Source organism: Serpentinimonas raichei (assembly GCF_000828895.1).
In the GTDB taxonomy this organism is placed as follows: Bacteria; Pseudomonadota; Gammaproteobacteria; order Burkholderiales; family Burkholderiaceae_C; genus Serpentinimonas; species Serpentinimonas raichei.
The window spans coordinates 939,874-962,256 of record NZ_AP014568.1 but is presented as its reverse complement, the minus strand read 5'-3'; the positions used below and the strand labels follow the sequence as shown (position 1 = coordinate 962,256).

26 protein-coding genes and 1 pseudogene are annotated in these 22,383 nt (G+C 67.3%); 18 read left to right on the top strand and 9 right to left on the bottom strand.

The features are described from left to right. Window positions 1-8: 8 nt before the first annotated feature. Window positions 9-452 carry a type II toxin-antitoxin system RatA family toxin gene (locus tag SRAA_RS04570; RefSeq protein ID WP_045531214.1) on the bottom strand — a complete coding sequence of 148 codons (444 nt, stop codon included), beginning with the start codon at window positions 450-452 and terminating at the stop codon, window positions 9-11. Window positions 453-511: 59 nt separating this feature from the next. On the opposite strand from SRAA_RS04570, the gene smpB reads away from it, so the two are divergent. Further along, window positions 512-997, top strand: coding sequence for an SsrA-binding protein SmpB (gene smpB, locus SRAA_RS04565; protein WP_045531213.1), 486 nt, complete (start codon window positions 512-514; stop codon window positions 995-997). A 54-nt stretch (window positions 998-1,051) separates the two neighbouring features. Here the strand turns inward: smpB and SRAA_RS04560 are convergent, their stop codons facing one another. The 3 genes from SRAA_RS04560 to SRAA_RS12440 all read right to left on the bottom strand — a co-directional run bounded on the left by SRAA_RS04560 (window position 1,052) and on the right by SRAA_RS12440 (window position 3,200). Further along, window positions 1,052-1,633: a superoxide dismutase gene (locus SRAA_RS04560; RefSeq protein ID WP_045531212.1), complete on the bottom strand. Its 582-nt coding sequence runs from the start codon at window positions 1,631-1,633 to the stop codon at window positions 1,052-1,054. A 94-nt stretch (window positions 1,634-1,727) separates the two neighbouring features. Continuing rightward, window positions 1,728-2,900: an exodeoxyribonuclease VII large subunit gene (gene xseA / locus SRAA_RS04555; RefSeq protein ID WP_045531211.1), complete on the bottom strand. Its 1,173-nt coding sequence runs from the start codon at window positions 2,898-2,900 to the stop codon at window positions 1,728-1,730. 78 nt (window positions 2,901-2,978) lie between these two features. Continuing rightward, entirely contained in the window at window positions 2,979-3,200 is a 222-nt protein-coding gene (locus tag SRAA_RS12440; RefSeq protein ID WP_144318704.1) for a hypothetical protein, read from the bottom strand. Between SRAA_RS12440 and SRAA_RS04550 the strand changes: the two genes are divergently transcribed. The 6 genes from SRAA_RS04550 to aroQ all read left to right on the top strand — a co-directional run bounded on the left by SRAA_RS04550 (window position 3,187) and on the right by aroQ (window position 8,811). After that, complete coding sequence (locus SRAA_RS04550; protein WP_045531210.1) at window positions 3,187-3,825, top strand: MotA/TolQ/ExbB proton channel family protein; 639 nt, start codon at window positions 3,187-3,189, stop codon at window positions 3,823-3,825. The genes SRAA_RS12440 and SRAA_RS04550 overlap by 14 nt on opposite strands. 22 nt (window positions 3,826-3,847) lie before the next feature. Then, entirely contained in the window at window positions 3,848-4,267 is a 420-nt protein-coding gene (locus tag SRAA_RS04545) for an ExbD/TolR family protein (protein ID WP_045533272.1), read from the top strand. Window positions 4,268-4,310: 43 nt separating this feature from the next. Further along, window positions 4,311-5,432: a tetraacyldisaccharide 4'-kinase gene (lpxK, locus tag SRAA_RS04540; RefSeq protein WP_045533270.1), complete on the top strand. Its 1,122-nt coding sequence runs from the start codon at window positions 4,311-4,313 to the stop codon at window positions 5,430-5,432. 80 nt (window positions 5,433-5,512) lie between these two features. Then, window positions 5,513-7,387, top strand: a complete 1,875-nt coding sequence (locus SRAA_RS04535) for a glutamine--tRNA ligase/YqeY domain fusion protein (RefSeq protein WP_045531209.1) — start codon at window positions 5,513-5,515, stop codon at window positions 7,385-7,387. Between the two features lie 75 nt (window positions 7,388-7,462). After that, on the top strand, window positions 7,463-8,359 hold the full coding sequence (locus SRAA_RS04530; protein ID WP_045531208.1) for a DMT family transporter: 897 nt from the start codon (window positions 7,463-7,465) through the stop codon (window positions 8,357-8,359). Then, entirely contained in the window at window positions 8,356-8,811 is a 456-nt protein-coding gene (gene aroQ / locus SRAA_RS04525) for a type II 3-dehydroquinate dehydratase (protein WP_045531207.1), read from the top strand. The genes SRAA_RS04530 and aroQ overlap by 4 nt, the downstream gene beginning before the upstream one ends. Window positions 8,812-8,836: 25 nt before the next feature. Here aroQ and aroC read toward each other — a convergent pair whose 3' ends face one another. Both aroC and SRAA_RS04515 read right to left on the bottom strand, forming a co-directional pair. Further along, window positions 8,837-9,937: a chorismate synthase gene (gene aroC / locus SRAA_RS04520; protein WP_045531206.1), complete on the bottom strand. Its 1,101-nt coding sequence runs from the start codon at window positions 9,935-9,937 to the stop codon at window positions 8,837-8,839. Window positions 9,938-9,977: 40 nt separating this feature from the next. Beyond that, on the bottom strand, window positions 9,978-10,439 hold the full coding sequence (locus SRAA_RS04515) for a CBS domain-containing protein (protein ID WP_045531205.1): 462 nt from the start codon (window positions 10,437-10,439) through the stop codon (window positions 9,978-9,980). Window positions 10,440-10,538: 99 nt separating this feature from the next. On the opposite strand from SRAA_RS04515, the gene SRAA_RS04510 reads away from it, so the two are divergent. Together SRAA_RS04510 and SRAA_RS04505 are read left to right on the top strand one after the other, a co-directional pair. After that, window positions 10,539-11,840: an O-acetylhomoserine aminocarboxypropyltransferase gene (locus SRAA_RS04510; RefSeq protein ID WP_045533269.1), complete on the top strand. Its 1,302-nt coding sequence runs from the start codon at window positions 10,539-10,541 to the stop codon at window positions 11,838-11,840. Between the two features lie 4 nt (window positions 11,841-11,844). Next, entirely contained in the window at window positions 11,845-12,657 is an 813-nt protein-coding gene (locus SRAA_RS04505; RefSeq protein ID WP_045531204.1) for an alpha/beta fold hydrolase, read from the top strand. Here SRAA_RS04505 and SRAA_RS04500 read toward each other — a convergent pair whose 3' ends face one another. Next, the gene (locus SRAA_RS04500; protein WP_231849335.1) at window positions 12,658-13,917 is read right to left on the bottom strand and encodes a YihY family inner membrane protein; all 1,260 of its coding nucleotides are present in this window, start codon (window positions 13,915-13,917) and stop codon (window positions 12,658-12,660) included. A 21-nt stretch (window positions 13,918-13,938) separates the two neighbouring features. Here SRAA_RS04500 and SRAA_RS04495 point away from each other — a divergent pair, with 21 nt between their 5' ends. After that, on the top strand, window positions 13,939-14,457 hold the full coding sequence (locus SRAA_RS04495) for a DUF2069 domain-containing protein (protein ID WP_082039907.1): 519 nt from the start codon (window positions 13,939-13,941) through the stop codon (window positions 14,455-14,457). A gap of 172 nt (window positions 14,458-14,629) precedes the next feature. Here SRAA_RS04495 and SRAA_RS04490 read toward each other — a convergent pair. Then, a pseudogene (locus SRAA_RS04490) lies at window positions 14,630-15,407 on the bottom strand (IS91-like element ISCR22 family transposase); the annotation flags it as partial. A 145-nt stretch (window positions 15,408-15,552) separates the two neighbouring features. On the opposite strand from SRAA_RS04490, the gene SRAA_RS04485 reads away from it, so the two are divergent. The 8 genes from SRAA_RS04485 (at window position 15,553) to SRAA_RS04455 (ending at window position 20,857) form a co-directional block, all read left to right on the top strand. Continuing rightward, window positions 15,553-16,041 (top strand): DUF2069 domain-containing protein, encoded by a 489-nt coding sequence (locus SRAA_RS04485; RefSeq protein ID WP_082039906.1) that lies wholly within the window; start codon window positions 15,553-15,555, stop codon window positions 16,039-16,041. Then, entirely contained in the window at window positions 16,038-17,492 is a 1,455-nt protein-coding gene (locus SRAA_RS04480; protein ID WP_420834926.1) for an FAD-binding oxidoreductase, read from the top strand. The genes SRAA_RS04485 and SRAA_RS04480 overlap by 4 nt, the downstream gene beginning before the upstream one ends. 32 nt (window positions 17,493-17,524) lie before the next feature. Continuing rightward, the gene (locus tag SRAA_RS12625; protein WP_197538520.1) at window positions 17,525-17,623 is read left to right on the top strand and encodes a winged helix-turn-helix domain-containing protein; all 99 of its coding nucleotides are present in this window, start codon (window positions 17,525-17,527) and stop codon (window positions 17,621-17,623) included. An 86-nt stretch (window positions 17,624-17,709) separates the two neighbouring features. Further along, a complete protein-coding gene (locus SRAA_RS04475) occupies window positions 17,710-18,084 on the top strand; it encodes a type II toxin-antitoxin system RelE/ParE family toxin (protein WP_045531201.1) in 375 nt (124 codons plus the stop codon). Continuing rightward, window positions 18,077-18,394 carry a helix-turn-helix domain-containing protein gene (locus tag SRAA_RS04470; protein WP_045531200.1) on the top strand — a complete coding sequence of 106 codons (318 nt, stop codon included), beginning with the start codon at window positions 18,077-18,079 and terminating at the stop codon, window positions 18,392-18,394. Before SRAA_RS04475 ends, SRAA_RS04470 begins: the two co-directional genes overlap by 8 nt. Window positions 18,395-18,688: 294 nt before the next feature. Next, a complete protein-coding gene (locus tag SRAA_RS12210) occupies window positions 18,689-18,931 on the top strand; it encodes a cysteine-rich CWC family protein (protein WP_082039905.1) in 243 nt (80 codons plus the stop codon). Then, the gene (locus SRAA_RS04460) at window positions 18,928-19,761 is read left to right on the top strand and encodes a thymidylate synthase (protein WP_045531198.1); all 834 of its coding nucleotides are present in this window, start codon (window positions 18,928-18,930) and stop codon (window positions 19,759-19,761) included. Before SRAA_RS12210 ends, SRAA_RS04460 begins: the two co-directional genes overlap by 4 nt. A 202-nt stretch (window positions 19,762-19,963) precedes the next feature. Then, window positions 19,964-20,857: a DMT family transporter gene (locus SRAA_RS04455; protein WP_045531197.1), complete on the top strand. Its 894-nt coding sequence runs from the start codon at window positions 19,964-19,966 to the stop codon at window positions 20,855-20,857. A 24-nt stretch (window positions 20,858-20,881) separates the two neighbouring features. On the opposite strand, the gene SRAA_RS04450 is transcribed toward SRAA_RS04455, so the two are convergent. Then, on the bottom strand, window positions 20,882-22,372 hold the full coding sequence (locus tag SRAA_RS04450) for a tripartite tricarboxylate transporter permease (RefSeq protein ID WP_045531196.1): 1,491 nt from the start codon (window positions 22,370-22,372) through the stop codon (window positions 20,882-20,884). Window positions 22,373-22,383 lie beyond the last annotated feature (11 nt).

Genomic DNA, 22,383 nt, shown 5'->3' with positions numbered 1-22,383 from the left:
GAGCAGCTTCAAGCCCCATAGACCTGATCGGCGCGCTTGACAAAGGCATCGACCAAGTTGGCCGCGATCTTGTCAAACACCGGACCCACCAAGGCCGACAGGGTGCTGCTGGCAAAGCCGTATTGGAGCGTGAAATCGATGCGGCAGGCGCGCTGGCTGCCGTCGCCCACCGGCTTGAAATCCCACGTACCCTCGAGGTGCGAAAACGGGCCATCGACCAAGTCGAGGTGAATGCGCCGATCCTCCACGTGGGTATTGCGGGTGGTGAAGCTTTTTTTCAGGCCGCCCATGGACATGCCGATCGAGGCCACCATGCCACCCGGCGTTTGCTCCAGCACCTCGCCCGCACTGCACCAAGGCAAAAATTCGGGGTAGCGCGGCACGTCGCTGACCAGCGCGAACATTTCGTGCGCGCTGTGCCAGATCAAAACCGACTTGTGAACACTTTTCATACAATGCAAGGCCGTGCCCGGATTGTAGAGGTCTTGGTCGCCCTGTCTGCCCCTGCCCCATGTCCATCCCAAGCAAAAAAACCGCCCCCAGCGATGCCCGCATCGCCGAAAATAAAAAAGCCGCCTTCAACTACTCCATCGAGGAACGCCACGAGTGCGGCCTGGTGCTGCAAGGCTGGGAGGTGAAGGCGCTGCGTGCTGGAAAGGCGCAGCTCACCGAGGGCTACGTGATCATCCGCGACGGCGAGCTGTTCCTGATCGGCTGCCTCATCAGCCCGCTGCGCAGCACCAGCAGCCACCTGCCGGCTGACAGCGCGCGCACGCGCAAGCTCCTCATGCACAAGGCTGAAATCCAGCGCCTGATCGGCAAGGTGGAGCAAAAGGGCTACACCCTGGTGCCGCTGAACCTGCACTGGAAAAACGGCTGTGTGAAGTGCGAAGTGGCGCTGGCCAAGGGCAAGGCCGAGCACGACAAACGCGACACGCTCAAAGAGCGCGAGGGCAAGCGCGAAGTCGAGCGCGCCATGAAGCAGCGCCAGCGCTGAAGCCGCCCGCTCCCAAGTGAACCTTGGGCAAAACGGCCGCAGCGCAGCCCAGAATCAGGCGAAATTGGCTTCGGCAAAGCGCCAGTTCACCAGCTTGTCGAAGAAGGTTTCGACAAACTTTTGGCGCAGGTTGCGGTAGTCGATGTAGTAGGCGTGCTCCCACACATCGACCGTCAGCAGCGCGGTGTCGGCCGTGGTCAGGGGCGTGCCGGCGGCGCCGGTGTTGACGATATCGACCGAGCCGTCCGGCTTTTTCACCAACCAGGTCCAACCGGAGCCAAAGTTGCCGACCGCGCTTTTCACGAAGGCTTCGCGGAACGCGCCGTAGCTGCCCCACTTGGCCACGATGGCTGCGGCCAGCGCCCCGCTGGGCTCAGCGCCGCCGCCGGGGCACATGCAGTTCCAGAAAAAGCTGTGGTTCCAGATTTGGGCCGCGTTGTTGTAGATGCCGCCGCTGGATTTTTTGATGATTTCTTCGAGCGACAGGGCCTCGAATTCGGTGCCCTTTTGCAGGTTGTTAAGGTTGACCACGTAGGCGTTGTGGTGCTTGCCGTGGTGAAACTCGAGGGTTTCTTGGGAGTAATGCGGCTGCAGGGCATCGAGGGCATAGGGCAGCGGGGGCAGGGTGTGTTGCATGGGCAGAAGGCTCCAGTTGAGGGTAAACGAGGCGCGTGCCGCAGCGTGCGCCTAGGCGCTTGATGCGACCACCTGCGCATTGTAGGCAGAGGCGCTAGTTCCCCTTGGCCGTGACGGTCAAATCCAAGTGGCCGTCGGCCAGTCGGGCGCGCAGCGCCTGCCCCGGCGCTACACCGTGGCAGCGCAGCACCGGCTGGCCGTTGGCGTCGCTGAGCAGGGCGTAGCCGCGCAGCAACACGCTGTGTGGGTCGAGCGCCTGCAGCCGTGCCGCCTGGTGGTCGAGCCGCAGCTGGCGCCGTTCGAGCTCGCGCACCGCAGCGGCCGACCAGTCTTGCTGCCAACGCTGCAACTGCGTGCGCTGCTGCACCAAGTGGCGCGCCGCGCCTTGCTGCAAACGCTGCGCGCAGCGCTCGAGGCGGCTCAGTTGGGCGTCGCGCTCGGGCGCGCAGAGCTCGGCGGCGGCGGTGGGGGTGGGGGCGCGCAGGTCGGCGGCAAAATCGGCCAGCGTGAAGTCGGTCTCGTGGCCGACGCCGCAGATCAGCGGCATGGGCATCTGGGCGATCTGACGCACCAGCGCCGGGTCGTTAAAGGCCCACAAATCTTCCAGCGATCCGCCCCCACGCACCAGCAGCAGCACCTCGCAGCCAGCGCCGGCATGGAACTGCGCCGCCGCGGCCTGCAGCGCCTGACACAGGGCCTGCGGTGCCCCCTCCCCTTGTACCCGGGCTGGGTAGAGCCGCACCGGCAGATGCGGCACGCGCCGGCTCAAGGTGGTGCTGACGTCGCGCAAAGCCGCTGCGTCGAGCGAAGTCACCACGCCGATGCGCGTGGGCCAAGCCGGCAGCGGGCGCTTGCGCGCCGGGTCAAACCAGCCCTCGCCCTGCAACTGCGCCTTGAGGCGCATGAACTGCTCAAACAGATCGCCTTGGCCCGCCATGCGAGCTGCCTCGACGATCAACTGCAACTCGCCGCGCGCGCCGTAGATGTCGATGCGCCCTTGCAACTCGACCTGCACCCCGTCGCGCCAGTCGAGCGCTGCCGCCGCCGCCGCGCGCCGAAACAGCGCACAGCGCAGTTGGCCGCGCTCGTCCTTGAGCGTGAAATAGCTGTGGCCGCTGGCGGCGCGCACAAAACCCGAGACCTCGCCCTTGACGCGCACCGGGTTGAACTGCGCCTGCAAGGCCTGCGCCAGCGCCGCCAAGAGCTCGCCCACCGCCCACAACGGCGCCGCGTGCGCGCCCGCTGGGGGCGCCTCAAAGCCAGCCATACCACCCCGGGGTTTGAAACTGTCCACAAGGGAGCGCAACGCGACTCAAATCGACGCGGCTCTCGATGCACCTGTCATTCACTTTTCAATCCTTTGTTTTGAAACGATTTTTAAATTTAATTGAAAGACTTGAAAAAAATATCGCGTCACCCAAGCCAGGCGGCGTCCGTGCTGCCAGACAATTACCCACAAACTTATCCACAGGCCAGTTGGGGGTTGCACGCCGTTTTGCTGAGTGATAATCGAGGCCCGCAAGCACCGCGTCGCGGCAGCAAGGAGACCCGCATTGTTTTCGATCATACAAGCCGCCGGCTGGCCCATTTGGCCGCTCATTGCCTGCTCGATAGTGGGTCTGGCGTTGATCATCGAGCGTTTTTTGAGCCTGCGTGCCGTGCGCGTGGCGCCGCCACAGTTGCTCGACGAAGCCATTTCGGTCTCGCGCCAAGCCGTACCCACGGCCCAGGTGGTGCAACAACTGGCCGGCAACTCGGTGCTGGGCGAGCTGCTGGCGGCCGGCTTGCGCCAATTGCAACACAAACCCGCTAGCACCGAAGCCGAACTGCGCGCCAGCCTCGAAGCAGCCGGGCGTTTTGCGGCGGCCAAGCTGGAAAAATACCTTGGGGCACTGGCCACCATCGCCTCGGTGGCGCCGCTGCTGGGCCTGCTGGGCACGGTGGTGGGTATGATCGATATTTTTGCCTCCCAAGCCGGCCCGGGCGGCCTCACGCCGGGCGGCGGCAACCCGGAGCAACTCGCGCACGGCATCTCGATTGCGCTCTACAGCACCGCTTTTGGCTTGGTCATCGCCATTCCGGCCCTGATGTTCTGGCGCTATTTTCGCGCCCGCAACGAGGCTTGGCTGCTGCAGATGGAAGTGGCGGCCGAGCGCTTCGCCCAGCACCTGCTGACGCTGCGCCGCCCCTAAAGGCCAGGAGCCGAACATGGCCATCCGCTTCAAGCGCCGCGATCGGGAAGATCCCGAAATCAACCTGATCCCGTTCATCGACGTGCTGCTGGTGGTGCTGATTTTCCTCATGCTCACCGCCACCTTCAGCCGCTACACCCAGTTGCAGGTGCGCCTGCCCGAGGCCGACGCCGACGCCGCGCAGGCGCAGGCGCGCGAGATCGTGGTCGAGGTCGGGCCCGATGGCCGCTATGCCGTGTCTGGACAAATGCTGGCCGCATCCAGTGTGCAGGCACTGACACTGGCGCTGCAACAGGCCGCCGAAGGCCAAACCGAGCCCACGCTGGTGATCAACGCCGATGCGGCTGCCACCCACCAATCGGTCATCCATGTGATGGAAGCGGCCCGCAACGCCGGCTTGCAGCACATCACTTTTGCCACCCAACAGCCGCGTGGGCGCTGAGAGCAAGGGCCACCCACCACCGGCACGCACGCAAGGTGCCTGGGTGCAGACGCTGCAACGCGCCTGGCTCGGCCGCGGCCCATTGGCCTGCCTGCTGTGGCCGCTTTCCCTGCTTTATCTGGCGGTGTGGATGCTTCGCTCTGCGCTCTACCGCAGCGGCCTCAAAGGCTCGACCAGGCTGCCGGTGCCGGTGCTGGTGGTGGGCAACGTGGTGGTGGGCGGGAGCGGTAAAACCCCCACGCTGATCGGGCTGGTACAACACCTGCAAGCCTTGGGCTGGCGCCCGGGCGTGCTCTCGCGCGGCCATGGCCGGCGCAGCACCGGATGCCTGCCGGTGCAGCCAGACAGCAGCGCCGCGCAGGTGGGCGACGAACCGCTGCTGATTGCCCAACGTACCGGGGTGCCGGTGACCGTGGGCCGCAACCGCGTCGCGGCCGGGCGGGCGCTGCTGGCGGCGCACCCGGAGGTCAACCTGCTGCTGTGCGACGACGGCATGCAGCACTGGGCGCTGGCGCGCGACCTGACGGTGCTGGTATTCGATGCGCGCGGCTGCGGCAACGGCTGGCTGCTGCCGGCCGGGATGCTGCGCCAGCCTTGGCCAGCGCCGGTCTGGGGCGGTGGGCCGCTGATCGTGCTGCAAACCGGGCTGGCAGCCGGTGCCCACCCCGACCCGGCGCTGGCCGCCGGGGCCCCGGCCTTTGCCGCCACGCGCCGCTTGGCCGATCAGGCTTATGACGCCCAAGGGCAGCGGGTGGCGCTGCAGCGCTGGGTGCCGGCGTCCACGCCAGCACGCGCCTGCGTCGAGCCGGGGATGGCTGAGGCTTCTGCGCCGGCGCATGGGCTTGGCGCTGCGCGCTGCGCCGCGCTGGCCGGCATTGCCCAGCCCGAAGCCTTCTTTGCCTTGCTGCGCCAGCGCGGCATTGCGCTTCAACACACGCTGGCGCTGCCCGACCACGCCGACGCCAGCACCTTGCTGCAGGCACTCGAACCCTACCCGAGCGATCTGGACTGGCTCTGCACCGAAAAAGACGCGGTCAAGCTCTTTGGGGAATTGCGTCAGCGCAGCGACCTTGCGTTCAAGGTTTTTGCTGTGGCGCTGGAGCAGGAAGGGCCCAGCGGCTTTTATGCGGCGGTGGCACACGCGCTGGGCCACCCTGCGCCCTGAGCCCCGCAGGTGCAGGCCGAAAGCGCCATCGGCAGTCATGGAGCGCAGCTTCCAGCCAAGCGAACCCCTAAAATCCGCGCATGAGTTCCCGCCCTGCCCCACCCACCCCGCACCGCACCCCGTCAGCCGAGGCTGCCCCCCCAACCGAGGCCAAGCCCAGCCACTTCCTGCGCCAGATCATCGAAGCCGATCTGCAAGCCGGCACCTACGCCAGCCGGCGCTGGGGCGGCAGCCCCGGTGATGCAGCGCACCACGCGGCTGGCGCGCCCGACCCGGCGCGCATCCGCACCCGCTTTCCGCCCGAGCCCAACGGCTACCTGCACATCGGCCACGCCAAGAGCATCTGCCTCAACTTCGGGCTGGCGCGCGACTACGGCGGCGTCTGCCACCTGCGCTTTGACGACACGAATCCCGAAAAAGAGGAGCAAGAATACGTCGATGCCATCGACGCCGCGGTGCGCTGGCTCGGCTTCGACTGGCAATCGGGCGTGGCGGGCCCAAGCGATTCGCACCGCTACTTTGCCAGCGACTACTTCGACTTCATGTACCGCGCCGCCGAATACCTGGTGCAGGCCGGGCACGCCTACGTCGATGAGCAAAGCGCCGAAGCCATGCGCGCCAACCGGGGCGACTTCAACCGCCCTGGCCTAAACAGCCCTGACCGCAGCCGCAGCCCGGCCGAAAACCTGGAGCGCCTGCGCCAGATGCGCGCTGGCCTGCACCCCGACGGCGCCATGGTGCTGCGCGCCAAGATCGACATGGCCAGCCCCAACCTAAATCTGCGCGACCCGGCGCTGTACCGCATCCGGCGCGCCACCCACCACCGAACCGGCGACGCCTGGTGCATCTACCCGATGTACACCTACGCGCACCCGATCGAAGACGCGCTGGAGCAGATCACGCACAGCATCTGCACGCTCGAATTCGAAGACCAGCGCCCTTTTTACGACTGGCTGCTGGAGCGCCTGGCCGAAGGCGGCCTGCTGCAACACCCGCTGCCGCGCCAGTACGAGTTCGCGCGCCTCAACCTCACCTACGTGCTCACCAGCAAACGCAAGCTGGCGCAACTGGTGAGCGAAGGCCGCGTCAGCGGCTGGGACGACCCGCGCCTGCCCACCCTGGCCGGGCTGCGCCGGCGCGGCTACACCCCGAGCGCGATCCGCCTGTTTGCCGAGCGCATCGGGGCCAGCAAGAGCGACTCCTGGATCGACTACGCCACCCTAGAGGGCTGCCTGCGCGAAGACCTCGAGCACAGCGCGCCGCGCGCCATGGCGGTGCTGGAGCCACTCAAGCTGGTGTTGCAAAACTGGGCCGAGCTTCATGGCAGCCCGGATGCGACCGAGCGCTGCACCCTGCCCGCGCTGCCGCACACGCCCGAGGGCGGCGATGTTGCTCTGCCGCCGCGCCAGTTTCTGCTCGGGCGCGAGCTGTGGATCGAGCGCGACGACTTTGCCGCCGTGCCACCCAAGGGCTACAAGCGCCTGCACCCGCCGCAAGCGGACGGCGGCCCCGGCAACCGGGTGCGCCTCAAGGGTGCCTACGTGATCGAATGCACCGGCTACCGCGCCGACGCCAACGGCCACATCACCGAGGTGCACGCCGTGCTGCTGCCCGGCACCAAGAGCGGCAGCCCGGGTGCCGACAGCGTCAAGGCCAAGGCCGCCATCACCTGGGTAGCCGCCGCCGACGCCGTGCCTGCCGAGGTGCGCCTGTACGAGCGCCTGTTCAACACCGCCCAGCCCGAGGCCGGCGGGGCCGACTTTCTGCAAGCCCTCAACCCAGACAGCTTGCAGACCGTCCAAGCCTGGCTCGAACCCACGCTGGCGCAGGCGCAGCCCGAGCAGCGCTTCCAGTTCGAGCGCCACGGCTACTTCGTGGCCGACCGGCACGACCACAGCCCGGCGCGGCTGGTGTTCAACCGCATCGCCGCGCTCAAAGATTCTTGGGGCAAGTGAGGCGGCTGGCGGGCGCGTCGCCGGTGTTGCAGCTTGGCCCCGCCCGCGCACGCCCGCTGAGCGACAATCCCACCGATGCACCTGCCCATCGCCGCTGAATTCCTGCTCCTGGCCGCCCTGTGGGGCTCCTCGTTTCTGTTCATGATGCTGGGCGCGGCCGAGTTTGGGCCTTGGGCCACCGCCGGCCTGCGCGTGAGCGTGGCGGCGGCCGCGCTGTTGCCGCTGCTGCTCCTGGCCGGGCACTGGCGCCTGCTGCGCCAGCACGCCGGGGCGATTTTTGTTTCGGGGCTGCTGAGTTCGGCGCTGCCGTTTGCGCTGTTTGCTTGGGCGCTGCTGTCGATCTCAACCGGCTTGTCGGCGATTTTGAACGCCACCACGCCGCTGTTTGGGGCGGTGGTGGCTTGGCTGTGGCTGCGCGAGCGCCTGCCCGCCGGGCGGGCGCTGGGGCTGGCGGTGGGCTTTGCCGGGGTGCTGCTGCTCTCATGGCCGAAAGCCGATTTTGGTGGCGGTGGCACCGGCTGGGCGGTGCTGGCTTGCCTGGGTGCCACGCTGTGCTACGGTCTGGCGGCCAGCCACCACCGGCGCTACCTGAGCGATGTGCCGCCGCTGGTGATCGTGGGCGGCAGCCAAGTAGGAGCGGCGCTGGTGCTGGCGCTGCCGATGGCTTGGTTCTGGCCGACCCAGACCCCCAGCCTAGGGGCTTGGGGCGCGGTGCTGGCGGTCGGACTGCTGTGCTCGGCGCTGGCCTATCTGCTGTTTTTTCGCCTGATCGCCCGCGCCGGGGCCAGCAAGGCGCTCACCGTAACCTTCCTCATCCCGGTTTTTGCCCTGCTCTACGGCGCGCTGCTGCTGGATGAGGCGGTCACGCTGAGCATGGTCGTGGGCGGCGGCGTGATCTTGCTCGGGGTGCTGCTGGCCACCGGTGCGCTGCGCTGGCCGCGCCAAAAAATCGGCGCACAATCGGGTTCATGAAAAAAATCCTGCTCCTCAACGGACCGAATTTGAACCTGCTCGGCACACGCGAGCCCGAGCTGTACGGGCACACCACGCTGGCCGACGTGGAGGCGGCGTTCCAGCACAGCGCCGCCAGGCTGGGCTACGCCGCCGAATGCCTGCAGAGCAACTGGGAAGGCGCGCTGATCGACAAGCTGCACGAGTACGGGCAGTTGCAGCGCGCCGGTTTGGCGCTGGGCTGTGTGTTCAACCCCGGCGCCTACACCCACACCTCGGTGGCGCTGCACGATGCCGTCAAGGGCGTGCCGCAGCTGCCGGTGATCGAGTGCCACATCTCCAACGTGCACGCGCGCGAGCCCTTCCGGCACCACTCCTACCTCTCGCCGGCGGCGGCCGGGATTGTGATCGGCTTTGGCGTAGAGGGCTACCAGATTGCGCTGGAGGCGTTGGTGCGCAAATTTAGGGCCTGACACGGGGCTTGAACCCCTCAAGGCTTTAGCCCGGTGCCACCGCCGCAATCGGTGCCTGTTCCAACCGCACATCGCCGCACTGGGCGCGCTGGCGCAGCGCGTGGTCCATCAGCACCAGCGCCAGCAGCGCCTCGGCAATGGGCACCGCGCGCAGGCCCACGCAGGGGTCGTGGCGGCCTTTGGTGATGACCTCGGTGGCTTGGCCGTGCAGGTCGATCGAGGGGCGCGGCAGCAGGATCGAGCTGGTGGGTTTGATCGCCAGCGCGACCTCGATGTCTTGCCCGCTGCTGATGCCGCCCAGCACCCCACCGGCCTTGTTGCCCACGAAGCCTTCCGGCGTGAGCGCATCGCCATGCGTGCTGCCCAAGTCGGCCACGCAGGCAAAACCGGCCCCGATCTCCACCCCCTTGACGGCGTTGAGCCCCATCATGGCGTAGGCGATGTCGGCATCGAGCTTGTCGTAGATCGGCTGGCCCAAGCCGGCTGGCACCCCGTGCGCCAGCACGCGCAGCCGCGCGCCGCAGGAGTCGCCGCGCTTGCGCAGGTCGAGCAGATACTGCTCCAGCTCGGCCACATCGGACACCGGGGCAAAGAAGGGGTTGCGCTCCACGTGCTCCCAGCCCTCGAAGGGGATTTCGAGCGCGCCCAGCGCCGTCAGGCAGCCTTTGAAACCGATGCCGTATTGCTGCTGCAGCCACTTTTTGGCCACCGCCCCGGCGGCCACGGTGGGCGCGGTCAGGCGCGCCGAGGAGCGCCCGCCACCGCGCGGGTCGCGCAGGCCGTATTTGCGCCAGTAGCTGTAGTCGGCGTGGCCGGGGCGGAAGGTTTGGACGATGTCGCCGTAGTCTTTGCTGCGCGGGTCGGTGTTGGGGATGAGCAGGGCGATCGGGGTGCCGGTGGTCTGGCCCTGATAGACGCCGCTGAGGATTTGCACCTGGTCGGGCTCCTTGCGCTGGGTCACGAAGGCGCTGCTGCCGGGGCGGCGCCGGTCCAGCTCCGGCTGGATGTCGGCCTCGCTCAAGGCCAGCCCGGGCGGGCAGCCGTCGATCACGCAGCCAATGGCCGGGCCGTGGGATTCACCAAAGTTGGTGACGCAAAACAGGGTGCCGAAGGTGTTGCCGCTCATGCGGGCAGATTATCCCAGATCACCCCTATGCCTAGCTGCCTCAGGCCTTGTCGGCCGGCTGCGCCTCTTCCTCGGGCCAGTCGCGGATGTAGGCTTTGAGCATTTTGTTCTCGAAGTTCTGCGCCTCCACCACCGCCTTGGCCACGTCGTAAAAGCTGATCACGCCCATGAGCATGCGGTCGTCCATCACCGGCATGTAGCGGCTGTGCTTTTGCAGCATGAGCGGGCGCACCTGCTCCAAGTCGGTCTGGCTGGTGCAGCTCATGGGGTGGTCGTCCATCACGGCGCGCACGCTGCCGGCGCCGCAATTGCCGCTGTTTTTGGCCACCGTGTGCAGCACCTCGCGAAAGGTCAGCATGCCGACCAATTCGCCGTACTCCATCACCGCCAGCGAGCCGATGTCGAGCTCGGCCATGGTCTGCACCGCCTGGCTCAAGGGGACATCGGGGGAGACGGTGTAGAGCGTGCCGCCTTTGACACGCAAAATATCGCTGACCTTCATGCTGAAACTCCTGTGCTGGCCGACTGGCTGACGGCCTCAAATATAGCCCACAATGGCAGCGCTATCACCCCACACAAACCCGACCCCCAGGAGCACCCCATGAGCGGCTTTGCCGACCCCGGCTTCGACACCCTGGCGCTGCACGCCGGTGCCGCCCCCGACCCCGGCACCGGTGCGCGCGCGCTGCCGATCCACCTGAGCACCTCGTTCGTGTTCGAATCGTGCGACCACGCGGCGGCGCTGTTCAACCTGGAGCGCGCCGGCCATGTCTATAGCCGCATCAGCAACCCCACCAACGCGGTGCTGGAGCAGCGCGTGGCCGCGCTCGAAGGCGGCGTGGGGGCCATTGCCACCGCCAGCGGGCAGGCGGCGCTGCACCTGGCCGTGGCGACCCTGATGGGGGCCGGCGGGCACCTGGTGGCATCGAGCGCGCTCTACGGCGGCAGCCACAACCTGCTGCAGCACACGCTGCGCCGCTTTGGCATCGAAACCACCTTTGTGGCACCGGCCGACCTCGACGGCTGGCGCGCCGCCGTGCGCCCCAACACCCGGCTGTTGTTTGGCGAGACGCTGGGCAACCCGGGGCTGGACGTGCTCGACGTGCCCGCCGTGGCGCAGATCGCGCACGAGGCCGGCCTGCCGCTGCTGCTCGACAGCACGCTCACCACCCCGTGGCTGATGCAGCCGCTGGCGCTGGGGGCCGACTTGGTGCTGCACTCGGCGACCAAGTTCCTCAGCGGCCACGGCACCGTGATCGGCGGCGTGCTGGTCGATGGCGGCAGCTTCGACTGGGAGCGCGCCGGACGCCACCCGGAGCTGTGCGCGCCCTACGCCGGTTTTCACGACATGGTGTTCAGCGAGGAAGCCACCGTCGGTGCCTTCTTGCTGCGCGCGCGCCGCGAGGGTCTGCGCGACTTTGGCGCCTGCCTGAGCCCGCACAGCGCCTGGCTGATTTTGCAAGGCATCGAAACCCTGCCGCTGCGCATGGCGCGCCATGTGGGCAACACCGAACAAGTGGTGCAATTTCTGGCGCGCCACCCCTTTGTGGGCCGGGTCGGGCACCCGCTGCTGGAGTCGCACCCCAGCCACGCGCTGGCCCAGCGGCTGCTGCCACGCGGGGCTGGCAGCGTGTTCAGCTTCGACCTCAAGGGCAGCCGCGCCCAAGGCCGCGCCTTCATCGAGGCGCTGCAGCTATTCAGCCACCTGGCCAATGTGGGCGACTGCCGCAGCCTCGTCATCCACCCGGCCAGCACCACCCACTTTCGCCTCAACGACGCCGAACTGGCGGCGGCCAGCATCGGCGCCGGCACCATCCGGCTGTCGATCGGGCTCGAAGACCCAGCCGACCTGATCGACGACCTCAAGCGCGCCCTCAAGGTGGCAGAAAAGGCAGGAGGCTAAAACCATGTTGATCGACCTGCCCAGCGGCCCCCTGTACGCCTACACCGGCGGCCGCCCCTTGGCGCCGCAGCGCCCGACCGTGGTCTTCATCCACGGCGTGCTCAACGACCACAGCGTCTGGATTTTGCAAAGCCGCTACCTCGCGCACCACGGCTTCAACGTGCTGGCCATCGACCTGCCTGGCCACGGCCGCAGCGGCGGCGCGGCGCCGGCGAGCGTGGAGGAAGCCGCCGCCAGCGTGCTGGCGCTGCTGGATGCGCTGCAGATCGAGCAAGCGGCGCTGGTCGGGCACAGCTGGGGCTCGCTGATCGCGCTGCACGCCAGCGCCACGGCGCCGCAGCGGATCAGCCACTTGGCGCTGGTGGGCAGCGCCTACCCCATGCGCGTCGCGCCCGCCCTGCTGCAGCAAGCGCAAGAGCAGCCGCTGCAAGCCATCGAGCGCATCAACCAGTACAGCCACAGCAGCTTGGCCAGCGGGCCGTCGGTGCTCGGCCCCGGCACGTGGCTGCGCGGCTGCGCGCGCGCCCTGATGCGCCGCGTGCTGGCCAGCAACCCCCAAACCAACCTGCTGCAACGGGGCTTTGCGGCCTGCGACCGCTACGACCAAGGCCTGCAAGCGCTGCAGCGCCTGAGCCGCCCGGTGTTGTTCATTTTGGGCCAGCACGACCAGATGACGCCACCCAAAGCGGCGCAAAGTTTGATCGACGCCGCCCCAACGGGCAGCCGCGTGCTGCGTTTGGCTGCGGGCCACGCCCTGATGAGCGAAGCCCCCGAGGCGGTGCTGCAAGGCCTGCGCGACTACCTGCCGCCACCCTGATCAGACACCGTGCTGCGGCAGCAGATCGGCCAGCCGCGCCTCGCTCCAGCGGCTGCGCTGCCACAGCGCCAGCGTGCTGGGCTCGACCGGCAGCAGCAGGCTTTGCAGCAGCGGCGAGGCAGCGGTCTGCACCGGATCGACCAACAATACGAAGCGCTCACCGCCTTCGTCGAGCCGCCCGACCCAGTCGAGCGCCTGCAGCGCCTCCAGCGGGGCTTCGAGCTGCAGCGTATCGACGCGCAGCCTTGCTGCCAGCGCGTCCAGCGGCAGGCCGCGCCCCCCGGCTTGGCGCTCGAGCTGCAGCTGCGCCAGCGCCTCCAGCGCCAGTTGCATGTGCCAGCCCGGTGCGTCGCCGCGCCGCGCCACCCCGGCCAGCAGGCTGGGCAGATAAGCCGCCACCACCGCGCCCAGCAGCACGATCACCCACACCAGATAGACCCAGAACAGCAAAATGGGCAGCGTGGCCAGCGTGCCATAGAGCAGCGAGAGCGTGGGCATGGCCACCAGATACCAAGCCAGCAGGCCCTTGACCAGCTCGACCCCAAGGGCCGCAAACAGGCCGCCGGCGAGCGCATGGCTCCAGCGCACGCTGGCGTTGGGCACGTAGCGAAACATGGCCCCGATGGCCAGCACGATCACCGCAAACTCCAGCCCCTCCAGCAGCGTAAACAGCAGCCCGTGCACGCCCTGCACCCAGCCCTGCGAGACCGAGAGCGCATACGAGCTCAGGCTCAGGCTCAGGCCGATGAGCAACGGGCCCAGCGTCAGCAGGCTCCAATAGATCAGCAGCCGCTGCATGAACGAGCGCATGCGGCGCACGCGCCAGATTTCATTGAGCTTGAGGTCGATCGACCAGACCATCACCAGCACCGTGAGCAGCAGCCCCACCGCCCCGACCACGCCCATCTGTGTGGCGTGGGCCGAAAACTGCGACAGGTACTGCGCCATGGGCTCGGCGATGTGCGGCGGAATCAGGCCGCTGAGCAGCCACTGGCGCACCTGCAGCTCGACGCGGGCAAAGGCCGGAAACAGGCTGAACACGGCCAGCGCCACGGTGATGAAAGGCACCAAGGCAAAGGCGGTGGTGAACGACAGACTGGCGGCAGCGTTGCTCAGGTCGTCGGCGCGAAAGCGCGCGCGCAGCGTCTGTACCGTGGTGCGCCACGGGAAGTGCAGCAGCCCTTCCCACAGGGTCTGGGCCGGTCGGCGCAAGATTTGGGCCGCGCCCATGGCCCCAGATGACAGTTTGGATGCCCGCATGGCGCTATCATGCCACCGTCCATGCCCCACTCCATGAACCCAAGCCCCTCCCCCGATTTCGACGGCACTGCCGCGCACCTGGCGCTCGTATCCACCCCACCCTCGGCTGCTGCGCGGCGCACGCGGTTCATCGCCGTGGTCAGCGTGCTGGCGCTGATCGTGCTCGGCCTGGCCTGGGAGCTGTGGCTGGCACCGCTGCGCGAGGGTGGCTCGTGGTGGGCGCTCAAGGTGCTGCCGCTGCTGCTGCCGCTGCCGGGCCTGCTGCGCCTGCGCATGTACACCTACCGCTGGGTGAGCCTGCTGGTGTGGCTCTACTTCCTCGAGGGCGTGGTGCGCGCCACCACCGAAGCCGGCTGGTCGCAAGCGCTGGCCACGATTCAGGTGCTGCTGTGCGTGGCGCTGTTCACAGCCTGCGCCATGCACATCAAGCTGCGGCTGCAAGCAGCCAAGGCCATGCGCGATGCGACGGCGGCTCAGGAAACAGCTCAGGCGGCAAGTGCATCTGGAGCTGGCGTGGGGATAGGAAATCCAACCGCATGAGCACAAGTATGGCACACGTTTGGGGCGTCTCAGGCATGCACACAGGGGACTGCTGGGTTGATTTCTCAAAGCCAGTTGCCCGAGATTTTTCGGTATGACCCGTTTTTGGCGGTGACAGGCGCAGCGCTGCCTCGCAACGTTGGCAAAACCACTGTTAACCGCTGTTGCCACCCTACCAACTGACGCGCTGATCGACCTCGAAGTCCGGGGCCGGCTGGGTCGCTTCATCCCAGTCTGGGGCTGGCTCCACGCCCTCTGCGGCTTGCGCGTCGCACTCGTCCCACAGTGGCGGCCCGCGTGCCGGGGTGATGTGCGGCGGCTCCGTCTCCACCCCGATGTGCTCCAGTATTTGGCGGATATCGGCACTGTGTGTGATGAAGGCGATGATGTGCATTTGCCCGCCGCAGATGGGGCACAGCAGCGGGAACACCTCGTAGATACGGGCCATCAGCACCGCCCACAAATAGTGCGCCGGGCGCTTGGGTGGCACCGGCTGGGCGGGCTCGGTCTGGGTTGGCAGTGGGCTTCTTACCCCAAGTGCGCCCTCGCCTGCAGCCGTGCTGGCTGGCTCGGCTTGCACCTGCGCCGGTTTCACCGCTGCATCACGCGCCAGCGCCGTGACGGCAGGCCTCAAGGGTGAGTTCGGTGCCAGCACGCCAAAGTAGCGGTGGCGGTGCGTGCGCGGCGGACGGCACCAGCTTGGCGATACGTTCAATCAGCTCCAGCGGGGTGAGGGTGATCTCATCGGCCTTTACGCCGCGCTTGTTGTGAGGCAGGCTGCCGGGCTCGCTGTGCTGCTTGGCGCAGCGGTAGACCAGCTCGCTGCCCGCTTTGCGCAGCCGCTCCATGGCAAACGGCGGGCGGGCGCAGTAGCGCAGCAGCCGCTCCAGCCCGGCGCGGTCGTGCGCCGCTATGCACACGCTGGTGTCCGCCGAAAACCCGCTGTGCTTGGCCAGCCAACGAGCGCATGGACTGGCTGGTCGAGAAAGCCACCGAACTCGGCGTGGCGCAAGATATTGGCCGCGCCCATGGCCCCGGTTGACAATTTGGATGCCTGCATCCGGCTATCATGCCACGGTCTTTGGCCCCTGATTCATGAACCCAAGCACCTCCACCGATTACGAAGGCAGCGCCGACCATTTGGCGCTCACCTCCACCCCACCCAGCGCGGCGGCCCGGCGCACCCGATTCATCGCGGTGGCCAGCGTGCTGGGCTTGATCGTGCTCGGCCTGGCCTGGGAGCTGTGGCTGGCGCCGCTGCGCGAAGGCGGCTCGTGGTGGGCGCTCAAGGTGCTGCCGCTGCTGTTGCCGCTGCCGGGCCTGCTGCGCCTGCGCATGTACACCTACCGCTGGGTGAGTTTGCTGGTGTGGCTGTACGTGCTCGAAGGCGTGATGCGCGCCACCACCGAAACCGGTTGGTCGCAGGCGCTGGCGACGCTGCAGGTGCTGCTGTGCGTGACGCTGTTCACGGCCTGCGCCATGCACATCAAGCTGCGGCTGCAAGCGGCCAAGGCACTGCGCGAGGCAGCGGCGGCCAAAGATGCCGCTGCCGACACCGACCCGAGCGCCCGCGCTGCGCCATGATGGGCACCGCCCCCGACCCGCTGCTCGACGCGCTGCGCGCCTGCGTCGGTGCCCCCCACGTGCTGGCGCCCGATGCGCCCACGGCCGAACTCGAACCCTACGAGCGCGACTGGCGCGGCCGCCAGCGCGGGCGCGCGCGCGCCGTGGTGCGCCCTGGCAGCACCGCCGAAGTGGCGGCCGTGGTGCGCGCCTGCGCCGCCGCCGGGGCCGCTATCGTGCCCCAGGGCGGCAACACCGGGCTGGTGCTGGGCGGCGTGCCCGACTCCAGCGGCACCGAGGTGCTGCTGTGCACCCGGCGCCTGAACCGCATCCGCGCGCTCGATGCGGCCAACCTCACCCTCACCCTCGAAGCCGGCTGCGTGCTGCAAACGGCACAGCAAGCCGCCGCCAACGCCGGCCTCTGGCTGCCGCTCAGCCTGGCCTCGGAAGGCAGTTGCACCATCGGCGGCAACCTGGCCACCAACGCCGGCGGCACCCAGGTGCTGCGCTTTGGCAACGCGCGCGACCTGTGCCTGGGGCTCGAAGTGGTCTGCCCCGATGGGGCCATCTGGAACGGGCTGGGCGGCTTGCGCAAAGACAACACCGGCTACGACTTGCGCCATCTCTACATCGGCAGCGAGGGCACGCTGGGCATCCTCACCGCCGCCACGCTCAAGCTGCAGCCGCAGGCGGCGGCGCAAGGCTGCGCCTGGGTCGGCGTGCCCAGTCTGGAGGCGGCGCTGGCGCTGCTGGCGCTGGCGCAGCGCCAGCTCGGGCCGGGCCTGAGCGGCTTTGAGCTCATGGGCCAGTTGGCGCTGCAACTGGTGGCGCAGCACCTGCCCACGCTGCGCCCGCCGCTGTGGCAGCAATGGCCCTACTGCGTGCTGATCGAGCTCAGCGAAAGCGCCGCGCCCGAGCAGGCACACGCCTTGGTGCAGACCCGCTTGCAGGCGCTGCTGCAGGCCTCGCTGGAGCAGGGTTGCGCCGGTGATGCGGTGCTGGCCGAAACGCTGGCGCAGGCGCAGCGCCTGTGGCACATCCGCGAGTGCATCCCGCTGGCGCAGGCGCAAGAAGGGCTCAACGCCAAGCACGACATCAGCCTGCCGATCTCGCGCATTCCGGCCTTTTGCGCCGAGGCCGAGGCCCTGCTGGCGCAAGCCCTTCCGGGTGCGCGCCTGGTCAACTTCGGCCACCTGGGCGACGGCAACCTGCACTACAACGTGCAGTGCCCTGCCGGGGCCGACGCCGCCGCCTTTTTGCGCCAGCACGAGGCACACATCAACGCGCTGGTGTTCGATTGCGTGCAGCGCCACGGCGGCTCGATCAGCGCCGAACACGGCATCGGCACCCTGCGCGCCGCCACCCTGCCGCGCTACAAAGACGCGCAGGCGCTGGCCCTGATGCGCCAGATCAAACAGGCGCTGGACCCGCAGGGCCTGCTCAATCCGGGCCGGGTGTTGGTGCGCGCCTGAGCGTCAGCGCCATTGGGCTGGTCGGTGCTACCTTGCGCGAGGTCGAAGAGCGTCTGGCCGAGCACTTCATGCTGACGCCTGCAGTGCGGGCCGAGCTGCTGCCTTCGGGCCAACAGGGCATCTTTAGGTAACCAGTAGAGTTGGCTGCAAGGTGAATGGCGCTTCATGTATCACGCTTGGTGTGATAAGATAGAGCCATGGAAAGGAGCGCTTCAGCTTGAGGGTTTTCAAAAACGCTTGGTTTGTGCGGTTTGCCCGCAAAGAAAAAATCTCAGCCGAAGCGCTTTGGGATGCAGTGGAGCGCGCCGAACAAGGCCAGATCGGTGCCGATCTGGGCGGTGGTGTGATCAAGCAGCGGATTGCACGTCCAGGCGGCGGCAAGTCCAAGGGCTACCGCAGCATCGTGTTGTACCGCAAGGGTGACAAGGCATTCTTTGTTTTTGGGTTTCCCAAGAACGTGCAGGACAACATCCGAGAGGATGAGGAGGCCCAGTTCAAGAGAATGGCCAAGGAGGTCCTTGCACTCACTGATGAGCAATTGCAGCGGCTCATCCACAACCGCCAGTTTGAGGAGGTCATCAAAGATGCCTAAGAAATACCGCAGTGATGCCTTGGCCGCGATCCACGAAACGATGGAGGGTCTGCATGAGATTGGTGCCGTCAACAAGCAGACGATGCGTGAATTCGACGAGGCCTGCCTGACGCCAGTGCATGTGTTGGCACCGGATGAGATCTTGGAAATCCGCCTGCGTGAGCACATCTCGCAGCCGGTGTTTGCACGCTACCTCAACGTTTCCAAGAATCTCGTTTCGGACTGGGAGCGCGGCGTCAAGAAGCCTGGCGGCCCAGCCCTGCGGTTGCTCACCGTCATCAAAAAGAAAGGGTTGATGGCGATCGCCTGACGATGAAAAGTGTGCAAACAAGAAAAATGGTGTCGGACCACCGTTTTCCTCTGAACCAAGCCCCCGCCCTCGCGGACCCACCGGGCCTGCTCAATCCGGGCCGGGTGTTGGTGAGCGCCTTAAGTCTATAAGATCGTCCGGGAGGCGACATCTAACCCCGTCTTCCTCTGTTCAAGAGGGTGTTGAAGCTCTGCCGCCCGTGGTGTCTGACCGGCTACGCATTGCCAAGTTTGAGTATGGCGGCTCTGCTATCCTTCGCAAAATGGCCATTCCAAAGCCACACCCAACACCCACATGGAACCGCTACCAAATCACGTCTGCCCCCTGTGCGGGGCACCCAACCGGTGCGCGGTAGCGGCCGCGGGCAGTTTCTCGGTCGATTGCTGGTGCGCCAGCGTGAGCATCAGCGCGGCGGCGCTGGCGCGGGTGCCCGAGCCTCTGCGCGGCAAGGCCTGCCTGTGTGCCGCGTGCGCGACCGGCAGCGGGGCCGCATCCGAGCCCAAGCGCGCAGCGCTGTCGGATAATCCACCCCCATGAACCCGCGCCCCATCCGCACCCAGTACGAAGACCTGCTGCGCCACGTTCACACCCACGGCGTGGCCAAGGGCGACCGCACCGGCACCGGCACGCGCAGCGTGTTTGGGCAGCAGCTGCGCTTCGACCTGAGCGAGGGCCTGCCGCTGGTGACCACCAAAAAGGTGTTCCTCAAGGCCGTGATCGTCGAGCTGCTGTGGTTTTTGCAGGGCGGGCGCAATGTGCAGTGGCTGCAACAGCGCGGCTGCAGCATCTGGGACGAATGGGCCGGCCCCGACGGCGACCTAGGGCCCGTCTATGGCGTGCAGTGGCGCAGTTGGCCCACCCCCGGCGGCGGCCAGATCGACCAGATTTCCGAGCTGGTGCAGCAGCTCAAACACAACCCAGACAGCCGCCGCCACCTGGTGAGCGCCTGGAACGTGGCCGATCTGCCGCAGATGGCGCTCATGCCCTGCCACGTGTTGTTTCAGTTCTACGTGGCCCCGGCCACGGCGCAGCAGCCGCGCCCGCGTCTGAGCTGCCAGCTCTACCAGCGCAGCGCCGATCTGTTCCTGGGCGTGCCCTTCAATATCGCCAGCTACGCGCTGCTCACGCACATGCTGGCGCAGCAGTGCGGCTACGAGCCGGGCGAATTCATCTGGTGCGGCGGCGACTGCCACATCTACGACAACCACCTGGAGCAGGTGCAGTTGCAACTCGGCCGCGCACCCTACCCCTACCCGCTGCTGCGGCTGGCGCGGCAGCCGGCTTCGATTTTCGACTACGAACTGGCCGACTTCGAACTGCTCGACTACCAGCACCACCCGGCCATCAAGGCGCCGGTCGCGGTATGAACCGAGATTGCCCATTAGGCGCACCTAACGGTGCTGTTTGGGTGCAAGCGGCGCATGGGCGGCCAGTTTTGCCCTTCATCGTTGTCCATAGCACCAGCTATGGACGCCTCTGTCAGGACAAAACTACCTCGCCCCTGCATCCGCCTGCCCGCCAAACCCTAATGGGCAATCTCGGTTGATCCCACTGCCCTAAAAACGCCCCATGCTCAACCGCCAGCAACTGGTCGGGCTGGTTGCGCTCACACTCATGTGGGGCGTCAACTGGCCCATGATGAAGCTCTCGCTGCAAGAGCTCACGCCGCTGTACTTTCGCGCCTTCACCATGACTGGCGGCACGCTCTGGCTGGCGGTGTTTTTTTATTTGCGCGGGGTGCGCATGCTGCCGCAGGGCAGCGAGTGGCGCAGCGTGGTCGTGCTGGGTTTGCCCAACTTGCTCGGCTGGCACACGCTCTCGATCTTTGGCGTGCAGGCGCTGGCCAGCGGGCGCGCCGCCATTCTGGGCTTTACCATGCCGGTCTGGACGGTGCTGCTGGGCGCGCTGTTCTTTCGCCAGCACCTGACCCGGCGCAGCGTGGCCGCCGCGCTGGCGGTGCTGCTGGCGGTGGCGCTGCTGCTGGCCGACGAATGGGGCAACCTGGCCGGCAGCCCCTTTGGCGTGGCCGTGATGCTGGGCGCGGCCATGTGCTGGGCCATCGGCACGCTGATGATGCGCCGCGCCCACCTCACGCTGCCCGTGGAGGCGCTCACGGTGTGGATGATGGCGCTCACCAGCGTCTGCATGTGGCTCATGGCGGCGCTGTCTGAGCCGTGGCCGCAATTCCACTTCAGCGTGCCGATGTGGATCAGCCTGGCCTACGGCGTGGTGTTCAACTACGGTTTTGCGCAGATCATCTGGTTTTCGCTGGCGCGGCATCTGCCGCCCGCCACCAGCGCCATGAGCGTGATGATGGTGCCCCTGATCGGCACCGCCAGCGCCACCCTGATCATGGACGAATGGCCGCGCTGGCAAGACGGCGTGGCGGTGATCTGCGTCATGGTGGCGATTGCGGCGGTGCTGCTGCCGCCGGGCAGCCTGCGCCGCGCTTGGCCGCGCTGAGTGGCACAGCGCGGGCGCCGTGCCTCAGGCGCGCCGCCGCCACGCCAGCCAACGCGGCGTGATCAGCACCAGCAGCACGATCACCAGCAATGCCAGCGAGAGCGGGCGCTCGATGAAGACCGACCAATTGCCCTCGCCGATCGAGAGCGCGTTGCGCAACTGCGCCTCGGCCAGCGGGCCCAGAATCAGGCCCACGATCACCGGCGCAACCGGGAAATCGAAACGCCGCATCAGCACCCCCAGCATGCCCACCGCAAACATCAGGAACAGATCGAAAGCGCTCTGGCGCATGCCGTACACCCCGACCGTGGCAAACACCATGATGCCCGCGTACAGCATCGGTTTGGGCACCAGCAGCAGCTTGACCCAGAGCCGGATCAGGGGCAGGTTGAGCAGCAGCAGCATCACGTTGCCGATGTAGAGCGAGGCGATCAGCGCCCACACCAGCGCCTCCGAGGTCTGGAACAACTGCGGCCCCGGGTTGAGCCCGTAGTTTTGCAGCGCCGTCAGCAGCACCGCCGTGGTTACCGAAGTCGGTATCCCCAAGGCCAGCAAGGGCACCAGGGTGCCGGTGGCGGCGGCGTTGTTGGCTGCTTCGGGGCCTGCCACGCCCTCGATCGCCCCGGTGCTGCCAAACTCGGCCCGGTGCTGGGGCGCCACCAGCTTGCGCTCGGTGGCGTAGCTCAAGAAGGTGGGGATCTCGGTGCCGCCGGCCGGAATGGTGCCAAACGGAAAGCCCATGCCGGCCCCGCGCAACCACGCCGGCCACGAGCGTTTCCACTCGCTGCGGTTCATGCGCACCCGGGTCAGGCGGTTCATGGTGCTGGTGCTGCGGCCCTCGTACATGGCGTTGTAGATCGCCTCGGCCACGGCAAACAGGCCCACCGCCACCAGCACCACCTCGATGCCGTCCATGAATTCAAGCACGCCCCCGGTGTAGCGCACCTGGCCGGTGATCTGGTCCATCCCCACCAGCCCCAGCGCCAGCCCGAGAAACAAGGCGGTGAGGCCGCGCAGCGCGCTTTTGCCCAGCACCGTGCTGACGGTGACGAAAGCCAACAGCATGAGGGTGAAATACTCGGGCGGCCCGAGCTCCACCGCCCAATCCGCCACCGCAGGCGCAAACAGAGTCAGCAGCACGATGGCTATGGTGCCGGCCACGAAGGAGCCGATCGCCGAAGTGGCCAAGGCGGCTCCGGCGCGCCCGCTCTTGGCCATTTTGAAGCCCTCCAGCGCCGTCACCATGGTGCCGGTTTCGCCCGGGGTGTTGAGCAAAATCGAGGTGGTCGAGCCGCCGTACATGGCCCCGAGGTAAATGCCGACGAAAAAAATCAGCGAGCCGGTCGGCTCCACCTGGGCCGTGATGGGCAGCAGCATAGCCACCGTCACCGCCGGCCCCAAACCCGGCAAAACCCCAATGGCCGTGCCGAGCGCGCAGCCCAAAAAAGCCCACATCAGGTTGGACGGGGTCGCGGCGGTGGCAAAGCCGCTCATCAAGAGATCGAAAGTTTCCATCGCAGCTGCCG